Here is an 18,064-nt window from a genome sequence, read left to right as displayed (position 1 = left end):
CGGCAATTCGCCTGTAACACGTACAAAGTTTCAAAGCCTTGGAAGAAAAGCTTCTATCAAGGAAGATTGCCTTGGATTTGGCTTATTGTTGTGGATGATTCTATAGAAATGTAATTTAAATCACAATATTAGCTGAAAGATATGGAATATTTAATAAATTTAAAATGCAGTTATAGTACAAGTTTATAAATATATTATTGTGAGGTGTATTAATTTGGAAAATATGAAGAAAACAAACGTAAGATGGACAGTTTTTATTATGCTAGCAATAATTTGCACCATAAACTATATTGATAGAGCTGTTATATCCGTTTGTATGCCGCAAATTCAAAAGGAGTTACAATTTTCACCGGAAATTGTTGGTGCAATACTTAGTGCTTTCTTTTGGGGATATGCATTAATGCAGATACCCTGTGGCTGGCTCTGTGATAGGTTTAAACCGGGGAAAATTTTGTTGATTGGAGGCTTAGGCTGGGGTGTTTTTCAAATTTTAACAGGTATCATAAGCAGCAGTAGAATGTTTATGTTTATTAGAACATTGTTGGGGGTAGCTGAAGCGCCTATTTATCCAGCTGGTGCTAAATTGCAATCTATTTGGTTGCCAGCTACAGAACGTTCTCGTGGGAGTGCGCTTGTAGATGTGGGCTCTTCTTTAGGAAATGCTCTTGGGGCACCGCTTGTTGCGTTATTTGTGTTATGGTTTAATGGCTGGCGTGAAGCACTTATTATTATTGGTGTTTTAACAGCGGTGATTGTCCTTCTTTGTGGAAGAAAATTAATGACCACACCAGATACGAATAAAAATATTAACCAAGCAGAGAGAGAATATATAAAAGGTGCTTTAGAAGAAGAGTGGAAAGCTAATCAACTGGATAGTGAAACGAAAAAAATTACTGTAGGGTTAAAGCAATATTTTTCAAATAAAAGTTTTTGGGGAATGTGCTTTGGATTCACTTGTGGGAACTGTATTGCATATGGATTAATGACGTGGGGGCCAATGTATCTGGCAACGGTTCATCATTTGGACATTAAAGGATTAGGTGGAGCACTGTTTATTATTTATGGTGTGAGTGTCTTAGGTGGTTTATTAGGTGGAAGTATTACAGATAAATTGAAATCTAAATTCGGTAAGGCAAAATATAATAAAATTATGCATGTGAATTTACTAATTATTGGCATAGCTACCGCAGCTGCAATGCTCTTGCTGAGTCAGGCAACGTCTATATATATGGCTATATCCTGCATCACTGTAGCCTTGTTTTTTCAAAAATGGTCTGGTTGCTTGTACTGGACTGTACCTGCGGCTTTAGCACAACGTGAAAATATTGGTACTGTAGGCGGATGTATGAATTGTGTTGGTAATATTGGTGGTGCTATTATTCCATTGGTAATTGGAGCGATTGTAGGTTCAACAGGATCTTATTTTTTTGCAATATTATTGTTTGCATGCTTTGGATTAGGCATAGGTTTATGTTCATTATTTATTAATTTCAATAAAAAAATTGGTGAATAATCCGCGATAAATCATTACTTGTTTAGAGAAAGAAGAGATTGAAATGAGTGAGAAAATAGATATATTAATTAAAAATGCAAATATAATTGATCCTGAAAAAGGTACTATAAAGAAAGGAAATATAGCGATTAGTAATGGGAAGTTTATCGAATATGATATGAAGAAATCATATTCTGTAAATGATCAATTGGATGCGGAAGGCTATTATATCAGTCCAGGTTGGATTGATTCACACACACATATTTTTAAAGATGTCACAGAACCTAGGTTTGCAGCGGATTTAGGGTTAATTCCGATGGGGGTAACAACGACGATTGATGGGGGCAGTTCAGGGATTGCCACATGGCCTGCGTTTAAGAAAAATATAGTTGATGAGAGTTATTTGAACATTTTTTATTCAATTAATGTTTCTCCGGCGGGACAAATTACCGAGCGCTATCCTGAAAATGTAGATCCTCTGCATTATGATGCTGATAAATTAAGAGAGCTTATGAAAATAGATTCAGTGCATGTCAGAGGATTAAAATTACGCTATGGAAGTGAAGTTGTTGAACCGTTTGGAAATGATGTTTTAGATAAAACCATACAATTAGCCGATAAATTAAATTGTGCGATTACTTTACATGTTACCAATCCACCTTGCCCAATGGAAGAGATCCTTCCTAAGATGAGGCCGGGTGATGTTATTTGTCATATTTATCAGGGAAAAAGTAGTACTATTATTGATGCTGATGGTAAAGTAAAATCTGCCGTGTTTGAGGCAAGGGAACGGGGAGTATATTTTGATTCCGCTGATGCTAGGATAAATCATTGTTATAGTATTATTAAATCGGCGCTTAAACAGGGATTCAAGCCAGACATAATTTCTACTGACCTAACAAAAAATGGGATATTTAGCAATATGTGCTGGGGATTACCTGTAGTTCTTTCAAAGTGGTTAAATCTGGGGCTGTCTTTGGATGAAGTTATTGCTGCTTGTACGTGCAATCCAGCGAAGATTCATCATCTACCTGATGGAATTGGCACATTCAATCATGGTGCAGCTGGCAATGCTACAATTTTTAGTGTTGAGGATAAAGAGTTTGATTTAAAAAACAGAATGGGAGAAGATTTTCATGGAAATAAATTAATCGTTCCGCAAGTTACCATTATCAATGGAAGCATAAGATATAAGAGTCTGATGTTTCCCCTTTAAGGAAAGCAGTGTGGGATGATTTTTTAGAAATCTTAAAATTTGATCAGAATTTTTGTTGATAACTTATTTAAAAATATTGAGGATGAAGTGTAAGCGTCAAATAAATCATCACCTGTACAATTCAGCCAATGAGAAAATATATCCATGATATCTAAGCTTAGAGCTTTTTAGATTGTTTTAGTAGGCAAACTCTTGTTAAAATGAATACTTTATCAACAATTGCTATAAAATCATTTGATTACGCTGCTTAAAAACAAGGCTTTTTCAGTGGTTTCGAACCGTCCCTTTGATTCTCGGGTTTTTTGCTTTTTCAGGATAAAGTTGTTTCGTGGTAACAGAAGAATTCTGTTATTCCTCAATCATTTTGATCGAGTCAAGAACTAATTGAGCTTTTTCTAGTGGTTGTTTAAGATTTTACTTCAAAATTATGTAAGCTTGCATCCGAGTTGGGCGGGATGTGCAAAAACACCCAAGCTGGTCCAAAAACTGAGCGAAGAAAGCAAGACTAGCCAGAGCGTTCTAAATTGGCTCCATATCTTTCATATAATCAAAAGCAGATAAATTTTCCTCAAGGATAGAATAATAATTTACCAGCATTTGCGTTAGTGAACTCCGAGTAGTTTCACATTGAGTCTCATGGATATTTTTATCAATCCTACCGTTTACTAAAAAGGTATTAAAGCAATTTGAGCATATCCTGCAAGCCCAGCAGTTAAAACAATCCAAAGAAGCCGCGATATATTCATCAAAGAGCTTTTCAATTCTTGATGTGTCTATCCAGTCTTCAACAGTGCCAATTTCATAACAATGGTCCATTTTTTCACATACATAAAGCTTATGATCAATAGAAACAAAAAGCCTTCGGAAGCCGGGCAAGCAACAACCATTGGGATATATCGCATCTTCAAGGGGCGTTTTAGCGCGATTATAAAAACGTAGAAAATCATTCCTATGCATATTTTCGATTAACGAATTTTGTACATTATTATTTATGGCATCTTTTGGAAACCGTTTAAAGAACTCAGAAGTGCAGTTATTCCAATCATCATAATCTTCGGTAGTAGAATTAAAATCAAACCCATCAACGCCTTTACTCCTCATATAAGAGAAAAATTTCTTATTCTTATTTACTAAGGACTCATAAGTAAAAAAATCATTTATCAAAGTAAGATTGACAGGAGGGGCATTAACTATAGAAAATGAAATATTTTTTCTATAGAAATCTTCATCAAGCCATTGAAGGTATCGTAAATTCGCAACTATTGTATCATAACTACCTTCGCCATTACTTAATTTTCTATATCTGTCATGGATTGTTTGTGGTCCGTCAAGACTTACTGCAAATGAAAAATTTTTTTTATAAAGAAAGTCACATATCGGCAAGGTCAAAAGAGTACCATTGGTAGTCATATTCCAACTTATATTCTTTTTATAAGAACCTTCTACATATTTTACAATCCTTTTAATTAGTTCAAAATTAAGCAAAGGTTCCCCGCCATAAAAAGATATGACGACTTCATCAGCAGCATTTCGTAAAAATTTATCTAATACAACTTTGGCGGTTTCAAAATCCATATCTCGTTCACTATGTACTCTCTTCCCTTTATACTTTCCACTATAAATACAATAACTGCATCTGAGATTGCATCTTTCAGTAATATTTAAGATTAGCTGCTGGTGAGTCATATCTTTAAAATTGTTTAAATAAATCATTTGTGAAGGGTAGTGAGTAGAAAATAAACCGTTTTTTGTTATTGCATGATCTATTTCCTTCCAACCATCAAGTAACTGTTCCCTTGTATATTGAGGGCACTTTCTTATTGCCTCATTAAAATTATATTCAGAATAATAGTCTATAAGCTTATAGACTATATCACTCACCTGAAAAACCCGATTCGTATTTATATCATATATATATTTAAAGTTTTTAGTTCCAAATTTATATATATAAGGCTTCATTTTTACCTCGATTTATTGAAACAATATCTTGCATTCAAATGGGATTCAAATGCAAGATATTGTGTTGTAGTTAATAATTCTTATTTATCCTTTTGGATTGAACCAGCATTTGGGTTCGGGGTAATACATGATGGTGGTTGTGAACTAGCATCTGGACTCAATCCAGGACAATCTGAGTTCCTTTTTTTATATGAGCATTTTGCTTGTTCTACATCGATCTCTTTCATACTTTTCGCACCTGCCTTTAATAGATTTTCAATATTATTATCAACCAACCCTGTTGTTTTTCTGCAATGTAAATTTTAGCATTTTACGTACCGGAAGATCATGGGGATTATGGTCCTGTCGTCGATGAAAAAATAAGAAAGTATAGTGCGACCGGGCAGTGTCCGAGACACGGGGACGGAGGTTATATTTTGGGGGCATTGATTTTCTTTGTAGTCTTGACTTGCTGATCTTGTTTTTGTTCCTCGCCCGAAATATCAAGATAAATGAATGCCAGATAGGATAATGGGAAAAATTAAGGTCGTAATTTACAGCTTCCACGAAAATTCGTGGAAGTCATTTTTAAATTGAAACCCAAAAATAAAACCCCATTATGAAACTCATACCTCAAAAATGTTACACCAAATCAATGCCGGATAAAGAAGAAAAATCTAACCGTGTCGAAAAAAATATCGGCTGAGGATTTGCAAAAAGCATTTGATTTACGTTTGTATGCTATTTGGTTGAATAAATGCCAAGCAGAGTTGCTCCAAAAACATCTCAGGGGTATAATTCCGCTCATTCCTTTGGAATTGATAGAAATCTTTACTTAAAGCCGTCAGCAGCATATCTGCTTTAAAGATATTGTTAGGATGATTTTGTTCGGTAGCACTCATTTCGTCAAAAAGTGCAACAAGTAATTGATGCAACTCGTCATATAAAGGGCTCTGCATGCGAGACTTAAATGAATTTGTCGCCGTTGATCCCTCAACCCCGGTAAGCAACTGCGCCTTTTTTTCTCTAAAACGGATAAATATATCAAGCAGTCCCCTAAATCGTTGATATGGCGGATTTTTCTGGTTTAACTCCAAGTATTCATCAATATCGTCAAAAAGAAGAACAATATTATCCTTAATTAAATCTAAGCATAATTCACTTTTGTTTCGATAGCGGCGATAGAGCGTTCCAGGCCCGATCTGCGCCTCGACGGCGATTTGATTCATACTGACTTGTTCAACGCCATTTTGTTCAAATAGCTTAAGCGCCGCATTCAATATGCGCTGGCGATTTTCGGCGGCATCCCGACGCTCAGGACGGGTGTGATCTGTATTTTTTTCATTCACTTGATTCTCACTCCTGAAATTTAATTATAATTTATATTGACAAGTGGAGAGTTCTCCACTTATTATAAAAAGGAGAGTTCTCCACTTAATAATAACCTATAGGAAAGGAGTTTACAATCATGCAAAGTGTGAATCCCTTCTCATGGCGGTTCGTAGCACCGCTGTATATGGGGTCTACACTCAACCCCATTAATAGCTCCATAATCGCCACAGCATTAGTGCCAATTGCTGCGGCCATAAATGTCTCAGTGGCTCAGACTACACTATTAGTCACTGCACTCTACTTGGCGAGTTCGATCGCTCAGCCTACTGCCGGAAAACTTTCCGAAGAGTTCGGGCCGCGCCGGGTATTCCTCACCGGAATTCTCATGGTGCTTGTCGGAGGTTTATTAGGCGGTTTAGGACGCGACTTGATCATGTTGGTCGTGGCGCGTGTTTTCATCGGCATTGGAACTTCAACTGCTTATCCATCGGCCATGATCCTTATTCGCCGACGGGCTGATCTAGCTGGACTGGTCGAGCCGCCTGGTCATGTTCTTGGTGCGCTTCAGATCGCCGGGGTAGTAACGGCCGCTATAGGACTCCCCATTGGCGGAGTCCTCGTAGACGCCTGGGGATGGCGTACAACGTTTCTTGTGAACATACCTTTTTCACTTATTGCATTTGTCATGGCCGCGTTATGGATTCCTCGGGATGGGCCGATCAAGGGTGTGAAGACAGCCCGGGAGATAGCATCTCGCATTGACATTCTTGGCATCATTGGATTCGCTGCGACCACGACCACCTTACTGGTATTCCTGTTTACGTTGCCTGATTTATCCTTGCTAGCCCTCGGAGTAGTCCTTGTGTCGGGTGTTTCCTTTGTTGGATGGGAGCTCAGAGTAAAGCAGCCATTTATCGATGTACGTATGCTTGCCTCGAATCTAGCGCTTACCCGTACTTACACACGTGTTATGTTAATGACACTATGTATATATACAGTGTTGTACGGTGTTACTGCATGGATCGGGTCAACACGCGTTGTCTCCTCTCTAGACGTGGGGCTACTCTTGTTACCTATGAGCATAATTTCTGCCATCGTGGTAGGACCCATTTCAAAACGAAACCTAGTACGAGGTCCCCTAATCGTGTCTGCAGCATCCTCAATTGTCGCATCGATTAGCCTAATATTTCTTACCGCAAGCTCGCCAATTATTTGGATTCTTATTGTCACCCTTATTTTTGGTGTCACTATGGGCACAATGGTTAGCAGTAATCAGACAGCGCTATATACCCAGGTTACCGCAGACCAGATTGGCACTGCTTCCGGGCTTTTCCGCACCTCCGGGTACATTGGTTCTATCGCATCTTCAGCCATAATCGGCATAGCTTTTCACACGGTAGTTACAGACAGCGGAATGCATGCTATTGCCATCACCATGATAACAGTCAGTGCCATAGCACTGCTTATTACTGTCACTGATCGCCGACTCCGGACACCTATCAAGTCTGCTAAGAACTAAGAATGAATGTCTTTGGAAGGAATTACTGTTTAATGAGGAGGAGCATATGAAGATCAAATGGTTTGGGCAATCTTGTTTTATGATAACGTCTGAAAATGGGACGAAAATAGTAACTGATCCGTATGTTAATATGTTGGGTTATAAATTACCTGAAATTCAAGCAAATATAGTAACTACAAGTCACAATCACAAAGACCATAATAATATCAACGCAGTTAAGGGAAAATTTGAACACATACAGGGATCGGGTAGTTTTTCCAAAAATGAAATAAAAATAAAAGGTGTGGAAACATTTCACGATAAAGTTTCAGGGGCTAAGAGAGGAAAAAACACGATATATAACTTTAATATTGATGGAATCAATGTTTGCCATTGCGGGGATCTGGGACATATTTTGACTTCCAATCAGATTGAAGAACTAGGAAACGTAGACATACTGCTTCTTACGATTGGAGGGTTAGTTACGATTAATGCAGCTAACGCAGTTCAAGTCGCAAAACAGCTAAACCCGACGGTTATTATACCAATGCATTACCGGACAAAGGCATTAGGACTATTGGGTTATATCTTTTGTAGTGTTGATAAATTCATTTCCATTTCAGGAATGAAAGCAAAAGAATACAATGAGTTGGAATTAAACAAAGCAAATTTTAGAGATTATTCGGGCATTGCTGTTCTTAAATATAATTAATATTGCCTCTGATGGCTCAAGGATAATGTGAGGTTTGCCCCCTGCAAAATCAAATTGGTTTTGCGGGGGTTTACCATTTCTAATGGAAATAAATCTATCCGTACGTTTGAATTTTGTATCAAGTATTAACTGTTTTATCAGTAATACCAAACAAAAGAATAGTTTCTTTCGTAATAACCATAGATAAACTGATTAGTCAAAACCCGTCTAGCAGGTTTTGATTTAGAAGAGTGGTTGCCTTAAGCAATACTTTGGTTTAAAAGGGAGATAGTAAGGAAATGGTAAAACGCATTACTGTTGCAGTTGTCTGTTTTATAGTTTTTTGTTACATGCCAGTTATATCAGCGAAGGAGGTGGCATACAATCCGTTTATTGCGGCAAAAGGTCAATACGAAATCGGAACAACATTTTTTACTTGGACACCTACAGGTCAAGCCGAGCAATATGTGGGACAAATATGGTATCCGGCAAATAAAGGCCCAAAATCAAAGAGAGCATACTATTTGCCTGACAATACTTATCAATTCGTGCAAAAAGACCCCGCTTATTCCAAGCTCAAGAACTTTCCTACAGATGCAATCGTAGATGCGTCAATGCTTAAGAAGGGGAAGCCTTATCCAGCGCTAATTTTCTCACCTGGACAAGGCCTAATCAGACAACAAAACACCTTCATGTTTGAATATTTAGCTAGCAGAGGGTTTATCATCATTGCAGTAGATCATCCGGGTAGTAGTGTACTAGCAGAGAAAGCGGATGGTTCTTTTACATCTTATGATCACGCTTATGATGATTCCGCGCTTGAAGGACAATTGACAGAAGAGCGTGGTAGGCAGTTGTCGACTGTTTTAGATACAATTTTAAAACTAAATAGCGATCCTAGTTCAAAAATATATGAATCCGTTGATACAAATAAAATCGGAGTATTTGGACATTCACTAGGTGGCAGGACAGCCTTAAGGGCGTGTTCTCAAGACAAGCGGTTTAAAGCGGCTCTTGATCTAGATGGAAGTCTTGAGGGCGAAAAGTCTTATAGTTTTAGCAATCAAGAAATTCTAATGGTTAGTGCTGATATTGAAGAAAGATTGGAAAAAGCGGAGAATTATAAACAATCTAAAAAAGAGTATTCAGCAGTTATGGACAATTTAATGCTTAGTCCAAACGCAAAAAAATATTTAATTTATTACAAGGGTACAGAGCATGCTAATTTTTGTGATTTAGGGTTGCTTCTCAATAAAGAACTTTCTTCTGCCGTTGGGCCTGCTGATGCTCAAACGGTACTGCTTTCTTTATCGGCCTTGGCTAACGACTATTTTCATGGTGTCTTCTCCGAAAAAGGCTCCACTTTGGTGAAAACTAATTTTCAATATCCATATACGGAATTAATAAGACTTGAGAATGATTTAACAAAGTAATACTTAATCCTTAAGGCAAAGAAAAACTATGAGGTGTTTATCGAGTCTGGGGTTGCGGAGTTGAATTAGAAGCTCATATGCCTATAAGAATTAATAAGAAAGATTCCTATGTATTTTACATATATAACTTAAATATAACAAATTCAACTCGAAATCAAGTGTTTTGTCAAAGGGACCGTGGATTCGAACCCCGTCCCCTCCGCCAGGAAAATCAAGGCTTCACGCAGTTTTGCGTGAAGCTTTTTTATATGTAAAAGTGATGAAAATAGTGTTCTTGACAATGGAAAACTAGACGAGGACTTTTTTCCGATTCAGTTATTAAAGGCACCGATTTTTTCGATTTAATTAATAACAATACTTATTACATGATTTTGTAAATATACAAGCCTATCCTGAAGACAGTATATTTCTTTCTCGGATACAATATGAAGACTTTAGTGCCAGTGAATGTCAAATCATTATGATAGCGGCGGATAGTAGGTATGTTGATATATATTGTAAAGTTAGCTCATTGATAGAGAAATTGTATGACAATGCGAAATCTAAAGGCCACAAGTATGTTGGATATACAATAAACTGAATTGTTAGGAGAGTGAATTATGAAACAAGGCTTAAGTATAATTATTGGAATTATTTTGTTTGGCGCAATCATAAGCAACCATATGCATGCTGTTGGAGCTCCAGCCCCAATTAGCGACGAGTTTGCTCAAGTGCAACCAGGGGAAACTGCTCTACCTATAACTTTACCTAATATGCAAGGAACGAATACAATTATAGGCTTTAAAGGAAAGCCTACAGTTATAATCTCATTACATGAGTTTCGCATAAATAGGCTCACAGGCTTTCAAGAGTTTTATGACAAGTACAAGCAATTAATTAATTTTTATATTGTCTGTCATAGTGATAAAGAAATAGTACAACAGTTATTTGATACTTATGGATTTACAATGCCTGTGCTGTTGGATAATAAAAAGGAATATGTCAATAGTTTTAATATAGGTCTACCTTCAATGTTAATTGTAGATAAAAGTGGCATTATCCGTTACAATGGAACAGCATTTGTTGATGAACAGTCTTTAGATGGATATACAGTTGAACTTATAGCAGATAAAATTAAGAGTTTGCCAGTCATTATGCTTGACCCGCCAAACTATGCTCAACCGGCGCCACCGTCTATGAAAATTGGTGATGTTGTTACAGATGAACGTTTGTATGATATTGATGGCAACTACATTACGATTAAGTATACAGGGAAACCTACAGTTTTGCTTTTCTGGGCGGGTTTTAATTCGTCACAGACTTTAGATATAGCTTTGCCTGTAATTCAAGCTGCTTATCAAAGTAGAGGAAATGAAGCAAACTTTTATTCCATAAATTTTGCCAGTAGACCTGAGCAGGCTCAGAAAGTTTTAAATAGCTATAACATTACAGTACCTTCTTTATTTGATAAATATCCAACGGTTAATCTTAAATATACACATTCATGTCCTACTTTTGTTATTATTGACCAGAGCGGTGTGGTACGTTACCGTCCAGTTAGGTCAATAAGTGTTGAGCAATTGGAGACAATTATTGATAGTTTGAATTCGCCTAATGACACAGTTTTAGCAGAAAAAGTGCAGCACATAAATGATGTTGAAATGTACCAATCATCACCTCATACTTATCAAAATGATGATTTTCATTGCAAAATGACGCTTCCTATAGGGTGGTCGAAAACTAATTGGACGAATAAAGGAGCTATCTTTCTATATAAAAGCATTCCTGTAATGGATGAAAAAATGGGGGCCATCATGGAAATACGCCAAAAAAATTTAAATAGCTAAAAAAAACTATGTAAAGGAAAATTTTGAAAAAAAATCCAGGATATTTGCAGTTATACAGGAATCCTGGTGGTTTATTGGGATGCAAAAAAGCCGCCCTCATGTAGGCCTACTATTCGAGACGAAGGTATTGTGATTCGTCTGAACCAGATAACTACTTGTGCTGGCCTAACTAATATTATCGTTGCTGCGATAATTAACCAGACAAGTATTCAAGGAGAAATCCTCATGAATCTCACCTCCTCTATTCGGTTTTGGGACGGGGGCCTCCGTCCCTTTAACATTATAGCAAAGGAAAAGAAGTAATCGCCAAAAAAATATCTATTTTACAAATTATATAAACCGGGATATGGTTGTCATGCATGTGCCGGAGAGTATGAAAGTCTATGTATATGAATGCGGCTGGATGCCAAAAGACCGCCAACTGCTACTTAAAACCGTCTATGCGGTCGAAGGGGACTCCTACTCTATTGGAGGCTATGACCTAATTCAATTTCTCTACTTTTTTTCCGGACAACTTCTGTCGTAATCCATGACAAAAGCAATCGAGGTATTATCCCATAAGGAGTACCATATTTAGGATGACCATACATAACAAGAGTATAATCACCATTTTCTCGATAGTAACAATTTGCTTTTGGCTTTGAATGTGGCATTGTAGCTTGTACTAAGGATCGGGCCATAAAACTGGTTGTAAAATCATCTTGTGCTTTTGCTGCCCTTTCAATAAATCTGCAAATGTTTTCGTCTACGATCATATAAAGTCAACCCCCATATTTGTGACTCCTTTTAATTTTTTTTAAAATAGAAGGGATTTTTTTATAAAATATAATAAACACAACAGAAAACTAGCACTTGGATAGAAACCTATCCTGTGCTCATTTTGAACTAGAGATCTACCGCTACAGCCGGCTAAAGTTGAGGCGGTTTTTCTCTTTCTTGGTTTATTCTACATATTTTTGTGTTAATTCCTTTTTATGCAAAACAAACCTCTCTAACATTAGAGCGGTTTGTTGCTATCTTGAAAAAAGAAATTCAATTATGAAAACAACTTGCATATTTCCTATAATTCGTAGAAAAGTAGCTAAACGGACAGAAATCCAAAAATCGGTAAATGAAATTATGAACTAATTTATTAAACTAATTATAAATATATTTTAAAATGGCATACAATTCAATGACATAGATTGCTCCCAAAAGCAAAAAAGCCCTCAGCCAAAGCCAAGGGCGCTAAAAGATATTATTAGACTTTGCTTTTAAGTTTTGTAGAAAGGTTTTTTAATTCGGCGAGGGAAACGACAGACATGGCCTCTAATGCTGCGATTTCAATTCTGTCACGGGCCGCCACTGTAAAGCTTGATGTGGCCTTAATTTCTGATCTTAATCTGGTAATTTCGGATGTCACCCAAGTTGTAACCGACGTACTCCCGCTAGTTGTTGCATTGTCAATCTCGGTAATAGCTGCCTCTTTTAATGCATTCGTTGCTGTAGTCGCAGCCTCTGTAGATGTATTTGTAGCTTCTTCACTCATGTTATCATTCTCCTTAATACTATTTTTATTTTTAACTGCACCAGCAGTTAAATACCTGTATAAATCCATAGGCGTTACGCAATCTGCATCAACTCCAGGTAAAACGTTGAGACCGCCAGCCCTTAATATTCGGGTGACGGTCTCACTACAGTTCATGGTCCACTTTCCAGTGCTTAAGTTTACTGGAATGTGAAAAAACTTTGTTATCAATATATTAATTATTTTGTTGAACCAAGGGCGGAGATTTATGCCAAATAGGTCATAGGTGCCACCCTCGATACACCCTATGTAGGAATAAAACATGCCTATCATATTTCTGGCTTCATTCTCGGCGGCAGCTAGATCAGGCAATTCTACACTAACAAATTCAACGTATGGCTTGTTATCATACTTGCCTAAATCATGTAGATGTATTCCCGGATATTTATCTCCATCATCTGGCATCCCCAATGCTTCCAGGACTCCTCCAAGAATTTTAATAGCGGTATGACTATATTTACCATTGGTTATATCGTCAATTGACTTATCAATAAATGTATCACCATGAACAAAAATGATGGATACTTTAGCCATTAATTCCCCCCCTTTGCTCAATGAGTCCGTATCGATATCTTACGTTCCTCTAGATTAATAAAATGAATTTTACGTCTCTTTTATTTTAAATTAGCCGCTATTTCTACAACTTTATCACGAATAACTTGGTTAGAATTGCAGCTTTCTTTTAATTTTGATTCTACATTATCTGCTAATCCTTCGATTTTTACTTTCATTTCTTGTGCTCGATTGTCATGATGCTGTAAACTTTCACTAATCCGTTCCATAGCGTGGGATGTCTCTACAGTAACTTGCGTGTTGTTATCTACCGCTTTCGATAGCAATTTCATCGACTTTGATAAATTTGTCTGATAGTCCCAAAGTAGTTTAAAAACAAAGGCCAGAGCAACTGCTCCGGCCCCATACGTCATTACGGCATTGATTTCATCCACGCTTCATCCTCCTAGACATAAAATAGCTACCTTTTAAAGCTAGTTCGCATATTTTATGCAATTATTGTTACTCTGTGCCTTTTTCTATATGGCGAACTGTAGTAAATCTGTTAATTGTAAAAGTTTCATCATCGTACATTTTCGCTTTTGATTTAACAATTTTTAATTGCTTTTCAATGGTGCTTATTCCTTCCAACCTAGGTAAAATGATACCTCGTTTTTTATCATTGTAAACTGTAATTCCATACTCATTTGGATCCAAGTCACATATCTTAACATTTTTTTCGGGTATTGAAAGTACATCTACTGAAAAACTAAGATTTTCTAATTCTTCCAAATTAATAGCCCAAAATCTAGGGTCTTGAGTACCAGCTCGAATTGCACAGTAAATAATCTCTAACCCTATATTGGATTTTTTAGGATAAATTGTACCTATACATCCTCGGTTTTTCCCATTTTTCTTTATAGAAACAAAGACTGCAGCTTGTATACCTTTATCGTTAAAATCAGGCGGTAATTCTATATCTTCTCCCGTTTTTAAGAAATATTCTAAAGATCGTCTTGCTAACTTAGGATATTGACTATTATTAACAAATTTCATTTGAAAGTTCCTTTCTGAAATCGCTTCTAGGTTGACACTCAGAATTGCGTTCCTCATTTTTCAAATCAAAACAATATAAATATCCATCCCATGAAGTTACATATAAACAATCATCTGCAATAACTAAGGAACAACCAACCTCATCTCCAGTTTTATATCTCCATTTTATCTTTCCAGTATTCTGCTCCAATGCATACACATAACTGTCAGCAGAACCAACAAAAACCATATCTTGATATAGAACAGCTTCGCCTTGACTCCATCTCTTAAATGATGATATCCATACGATATCACCAGTATGTTTATTTAAAGCAAAAAATTTATGTGAATCTGAGGCAACTAATATATGATCATTCGAGATAATTGGATTAAAGAAAATTCTATGTCCGATTTTTCTTTTCCATACCAATGAACCATCTTTAGCATGTAAACAATAAATATATCCATTAAATGAACCTGCATAACACTTGCCCGCTTCATAAGCAATATTTCCCTTAACTTCGCCACCTGTATATAATTGCCAAAGGACCTTGCCGTTTGTTACGTTAATGCAATAAATTCTATAATCGTTAGCTCCAAAAACAACTGCATCAATTTCTTTTATGTATGTTGGTGTAGAAACTACATAGTTCTCTGCTCTTATATTCCATATTGTTTTTAATGTATCAACATCTATACAGAAGATACCGCCCCCTGGCTTTTCATTAGTTTCATCAGTTACAATGATTTTATTATCAATCACAATTGGATTACTATGTATTCTTACTAGAGAAGGAACGCCTGCGTTTTTCAAAGTATCGTTAGCTATATCATAGATATATAAGCCTCCACCATAAGCACCAAAGTAGACTTTTTCATTATAGATGATTGGAACAGATCGACTACCTTTTTTCCATTTGTCTTCGACTAGTGGAAATTCTTTAATAATATTTCCATTCAAATCTAATATCATAAAAGTCCATCTGTCTGTTGGGACATAAATTCTATTTTTATAAATTAATGGACCCCCTTCAATCATTCTTCTACTCGTATTATTTACTTTTGATTTCCACTTAAGTGGAAAATCTAAGTCGTTTTTCCATGTATCTCTATATTTCATTCCCATGTCAACCAAATCATATATGAACTCAAATGGAATGCCGATGGAATTGATAAAAATCTCACCTTTACGCTTAAAATTAAGCAAGGCTGCAACAGCAACAATTTCTCCAGGTGTATTTTTTAAAATCTGTACTGCTTTCATAATAGATTGTCCTGCACTAACGATGTCGTCTACTACAACAATTCTATCCCCAACTTTAGGCAATGTACCTTCTAGAGTCCTCAAACGACCATATTTTTTAGGCTCTTTTCGCACAATCACTGATCGCAGATTATCATTACCATCTTTATACGCTTCATGAGCAATTCCAATTAACAATGGAACTGCTGCCAATTCAATTCCTGCGACAATGGTTGGATTGTATTTCTTTATTCGTTCCCAAATTAATCGACTTGCTGCTGATAATATTTTAGGATGCAATAATATTTCTCTAGTATCAATACCCCATCGCCAAGGGTTTCCTTGGGGTCCGACTCCTTCGCCAAACTTAATTGCGTTATTCATAAGATTAAACCGTATCAATTCTAAATTATTCATATTTTATACTCTCCTGTCGATTATAGCGTTGGATCAATTGGATTAAAAAAATTAATAGCCTCATAAGTTGTACATAGATTTAATCTTTTCTCTTCATTAGTGATAATATAACGCAGTCTACATGCTGTGTAATAGTATATTAGGTAATTCAGTACAGGAATAACCCACTTCTCAATATCAGAAACTTTGAAAGTTATTGGTTGCAGACAACTAAACTTTTTAAAATCCATACTGCCAATATTTTTCTGAAACTTCTTAATATCATTTAAACAAGTTGAATTATTAATAGATATAATTTGTTGTATATTTTTCATAACTTCTTCAGTATTTAGCTGAGTTAAATTAGATAGTTGTAATAATGCATAGTCTTTATCATTAGTCAAATTAATTTGTTTCCATATAGGATACCTATTAAGCATTTTTTGTAGATAAAATTGTTTTATTTCCCATGATCTTATTTTAGTAAATTCTTTAACTGATAACTCAAAATACCATTGTTTAGTTAAAGATGAAAATTTAAAAGCCGGTAAAATTTTCAACGCCTCATTGTGATTTTTAATAAATTCCCCAATAGTAATTCCGGAATAAATTTCATCATTAACGTTGATTATATTAGACAAAGGTAACTTTACAAAAGCAATTCGAGTATCATTTGATTTAGGAAGATCAGCCTTCTCATTACTGATAAGACCAAACAGAATGTTTTTTTTGTTTGGATCTTTGTTAACGCTTATAATCAAATTTTCCATATTTATTCTCTTCTTTCTCATATTTATTGTTTTTTATAACATTGCTAATGCTTCGACACGCTCATTATAAAATCTGTTTATCAGGCTATTTATAATGTCATGACTACCATTTAGCCAATCATTAGGGCTGTGCCACAACCCATTATCTGTTTGATATGCTTGGTTGCCATCTTGAATAAGAAATTCATAGATATTATATATTAGATCGTAATCGCTGATATTTGATATATTTTGTCCGGCAATGTTACATGCATCATTAAATAGTTCTACCATATTTCCTGCTGAGTATTGTACGGCTCTACTCCATAAAACTTGTTGAAGTGCTTCCGAGTGATTATTAACATCGATCCCTAAGTTATCTATTAGGTTTTGCACGGCTTCATCATAGTAGACGGCTTTTATATAATCATGTTGTAGTTGTCCAAACCCGATAGGATCAATGGTTCCTAGTTCTTGCCACTTAGCAATAAATTCAGCACTATTTACTGCTCCGCTCTCTTCTAGCACAACGCCATAGTTATTTAAAGGCTCGGCTTGCTGTTTTGTCCATTGTACAAATGCATCTACTACACCATCAATTGAGGAAAATTGATACATCCCATATGACTGACCGCCTAAATCACCACAACCAGACGACACACAGGCCGGGTCACCGTTTGATTCATATTGTTTTGATAAATCTCCTAACATTATAAATTAACCTCCTCTTTCTATTGATTACTTACCATCTACCGATGTGCTCTTGTCATACATCTGCCCCTTTGCTGAAATTAAAGTAATTTCCTATAATAGTAAAACAATAATTAAGAACTCTTTCACCACCTTATTTAAATGACGTTGATTGAGCATAACTTGTATTCAATAAAAAAGACGTTACAAATTAATGTAACGTCTTTTTTATTGACTTTTGTGTTAGGGATTACACCGGAAAATGCCGATTTTATCAACTTATCATCTCTATATTTGTTCATTTTATAAATTAGATGAACTGCCATTTTCAGATAAGATACGGCCCTACCTTTTCTAGATTTCTAGCTTATGAAACCATCGTTAGTGAAATCCTTACTATTACTATATCACCGTAAAACAGACATTAATGGCAATACGTGGTGATCTTTAAGTTAATATGGAGCGT

16 protein-coding genes are annotated in these 18,064 nt (G+C 36.0%); 7 read left to right on the top strand and 9 right to left on the bottom strand.

The features are described 5' to 3' along the window. The first annotated feature begins 223 nt into the window (after positions 1–223). Both Ga0466249_RS07470 and Ga0466249_RS07465 read left to right on the top strand, forming a co-directional pair. Positions 224–1,513, top strand: coding sequence for an MFS transporter (locus tag Ga0466249_RS07470; RefSeq protein WP_246588560.1), 1,290 nt, complete (start codon positions 224–226; stop codon positions 1,511–1,513). Positions 1,514–1,556: 43 nt separating this feature from the next. Next, the gene (locus tag Ga0466249_RS07465) at positions 1,557–2,708 is read left to right on the top strand and encodes an amidohydrolase family protein (RefSeq protein ID WP_215828833.1); all 1,152 of its coding nucleotides are present in this window, start codon (positions 1,557–1,559) and stop codon (positions 2,706–2,708) included. A 519-nt stretch (positions 2,709–3,227) separates the two neighbouring features. On the opposite strand, the gene Ga0466249_RS07460 is transcribed toward Ga0466249_RS07465, so the two are convergent. After that, on the bottom strand, positions 3,228–4,667 hold the full coding sequence (locus Ga0466249_RS07460; protein WP_215828832.1) for a radical SAM protein: 1,440 nt from the start codon (positions 4,665–4,667) through the stop codon (positions 3,228–3,230). A gap of 707 nt (positions 4,668–5,374) precedes the next feature. After that, on the bottom strand, positions 5,375–5,995 hold the full coding sequence (locus tag Ga0466249_RS07455; RefSeq protein ID WP_215828831.1) for a TetR/AcrR family transcriptional regulator: 621 nt from the start codon (positions 5,993–5,995) through the stop codon (positions 5,375–5,377). Between the two features lie 119 nt (positions 5,996–6,114). Here Ga0466249_RS07455 and Ga0466249_RS07450 point away from each other — a divergent pair, with 119 nt between their 5' ends. The 5 genes from Ga0466249_RS07450 (at position 6,115) to Ga0466249_RS07430 (ending at position 11,426) form a co-directional block, all read left to right on the top strand. After that, the gene (locus Ga0466249_RS07450) at positions 6,115–7,497 is read left to right on the top strand and encodes an MFS transporter (protein ID WP_215828830.1); all 1,383 of its coding nucleotides are present in this window, start codon (positions 6,115–6,117) and stop codon (positions 7,495–7,497) included. Positions 7,498–7,543: 46 nt separating this feature from the next. Next, on the top strand, positions 7,544–8,188 hold the full coding sequence (locus Ga0466249_RS07445) for an MBL fold metallo-hydrolase (RefSeq protein WP_215828829.1): 645 nt from the start codon (positions 7,544–7,546) through the stop codon (positions 8,186–8,188). A 278-nt stretch (positions 8,189–8,466) separates the two neighbouring features. After that, positions 8,467–9,600: an alpha/beta hydrolase family protein gene (locus Ga0466249_RS07440; RefSeq protein WP_215828828.1), complete on the top strand. Its 1,134-nt coding sequence runs from the start codon at positions 8,467–8,469 to the stop codon at positions 9,598–9,600. Positions 9,601–9,979: 379 nt separating this feature from the next. Then, positions 9,980–10,180, top strand: coding sequence for a DUF2691 family protein (locus tag Ga0466249_RS27740; protein ID WP_215829023.1), 201 nt, complete (start codon positions 9,980–9,982; stop codon positions 10,178–10,180). A 19-nt stretch (positions 10,181–10,199) separates the two neighbouring features. Then, the gene (locus Ga0466249_RS07430; RefSeq protein ID WP_215828827.1) at positions 10,200–11,426 is read left to right on the top strand and encodes a TlpA family protein disulfide reductase; all 1,227 of its coding nucleotides are present in this window, start codon (positions 10,200–10,202) and stop codon (positions 11,424–11,426) included. Between the two features lie 464 nt (positions 11,427–11,890). Here the strand turns inward: Ga0466249_RS07430 and Ga0466249_RS07425 are convergent, their stop codons facing one another. From Ga0466249_RS07425 to Ga0466249_RS07395, 7 genes are all read right to left on the bottom strand, one after another. Then, on the bottom strand, positions 11,891–12,181 hold the full coding sequence (locus Ga0466249_RS07425; RefSeq protein WP_215828826.1) for a replication protein RepA: 291 nt from the start codon (positions 12,179–12,181) through the stop codon (positions 11,891–11,893). A 485-nt stretch (positions 12,182–12,666) separates the two neighbouring features. Then, entirely contained in the window at positions 12,667–13,527 is an 861-nt protein-coding gene (locus Ga0466249_RS07420) for a hypothetical protein (RefSeq protein ID WP_215828825.1), read from the bottom strand. A gap of 80 nt (positions 13,528–13,607) precedes the next feature. Further along, entirely contained in the window at positions 13,608–13,940 is a 333-nt protein-coding gene (locus Ga0466249_RS07415; protein WP_215828824.1) for a hypothetical protein, read from the bottom strand. Between the two features lie 67 nt (positions 13,941–14,007). Further along, on the bottom strand, positions 14,008–14,541 hold the full coding sequence (locus tag Ga0466249_RS07410; protein WP_215828823.1) for an AMMECR1 domain-containing protein: 534 nt from the start codon (positions 14,539–14,541) through the stop codon (positions 14,008–14,010). Next, on the bottom strand, positions 14,528–16,180 hold the full coding sequence (locus Ga0466249_RS07405; protein ID WP_215828822.1) for an outer membrane protein assembly factor BamB family protein: 1,653 nt from the start codon (positions 16,178–16,180) through the stop codon (positions 14,528–14,530). Before Ga0466249_RS07405 ends, Ga0466249_RS07410 begins: the two co-directional genes overlap by 14 nt. Positions 16,181–16,200: 20 nt before the next feature. Then, positions 16,201–16,929 (bottom strand): hypothetical protein, encoded by a 729-nt coding sequence (locus Ga0466249_RS07400; protein ID WP_215828821.1) that lies wholly within the window; start codon positions 16,927–16,929, stop codon positions 16,201–16,203. A 33-nt stretch (positions 16,930–16,962) separates the two neighbouring features. Further along, positions 16,963–17,619 (bottom strand): VgrG-related protein, encoded by a 657-nt coding sequence (locus Ga0466249_RS07395; RefSeq protein ID WP_215828820.1) that lies wholly within the window; start codon positions 17,617–17,619, stop codon positions 16,963–16,965. Positions 17,620–18,064: the final 445 nt, after the last annotated feature.

Source organism: Pelorhabdus rhamnosifermentans, from assembly GCF_018835585.1.
In the GTDB taxonomy this organism is placed as follows: domain Bacteria; phylum Bacillota; class Negativicutes; order UMGS1260; family UMGS1260; genus Pelorhabdus; species Pelorhabdus rhamnosifermentans.
The sequence above is the reverse complement of the archived record's forward strand: the minus strand, read 5'-3'. Positions and strand labels throughout refer to the sequence as shown.

What these genes read in the sequence shown, in the direction of transcription:
- Ga0466249_RS07470 (WP_246588560.1), top strand. Translation starts at nt 224, where the DNA reads ATGAAGAAAACAAACGTAAGATGGACAGTTTTTATTATGCTAGCAATA.
- Ga0466249_RS07465 (WP_215828833.1), top strand. Translation starts at nt 1,557, where the DNA reads ATGAGTGAGAAAATAGATATATTAATTAAAAATGCAAATATAATTGAT.
- Ga0466249_RS07460 (WP_215828832.1), bottom strand. Translation starts at nt 4,667, where the DNA reads ATGAAGCCTTATATATATAAATTTGGAACTAAAAACTTTAAATATATA.
- Ga0466249_RS07450 (WP_215828830.1), top strand. Translation starts at nt 6,115, where the DNA reads ATGCAAAGTGTGAATCCCTTCTCATGGCGGTTCGTAGCACCGCTGTAT.
- Ga0466249_RS07445 (WP_215828829.1), top strand. Translation starts at nt 7,544, where the DNA reads ATGAAGATCAAATGGTTTGGGCAATCTTGTTTTATGATAACGTCTGAA.
- Ga0466249_RS07440 (WP_215828828.1), top strand. Translation starts at nt 8,467, where the DNA reads ATGGTAAAACGCATTACTGTTGCAGTTGTCTGTTTTATAGTTTTTTGT.
- Ga0466249_RS07430 (WP_215828827.1), top strand. Translation starts at nt 10,200, where the DNA reads ATGAAACAAGGCTTAAGTATAATTATTGGAATTATTTTGTTTGGCGCA.
- Ga0466249_RS07425 (WP_215828826.1), bottom strand. Translation starts at nt 12,181, where the DNA reads ATGATCGTAGACGAAAACATTTGCAGATTTATTGAAAGGGCAGCAAAA.
- Ga0466249_RS07420 (WP_215828825.1), bottom strand. Translation starts at nt 13,527, where the DNA reads ATGGCTAAAGTATCCATCATTTTTGTTCATGGTGATACATTTATTGAT.
- Ga0466249_RS07410 (WP_215828823.1), bottom strand. Translation starts at nt 14,541, where the DNA reads ATGAAATTTGTTAATAATAGTCAATATCCTAAGTTAGCAAGACGATCT.
- Ga0466249_RS07405 (WP_215828822.1), bottom strand. Translation starts at nt 16,180, where the DNA reads ATGAATAATTTAGAATTGATACGGTTTAATCTTATGAATAACGCAATT.
- Ga0466249_RS07400 (WP_215828821.1), bottom strand. Translation starts at nt 16,929, where the DNA reads ATGGAAAATTTGATTATAAGCGTTAACAAAGATCCAAACAAAAAAAAC.
- Ga0466249_RS07395 (WP_215828820.1), bottom strand. Translation starts at nt 17,619, where the DNA reads ATGTTAGGAGATTTATCAAAACAATATGAATCAAACGGTGACCCGGCC.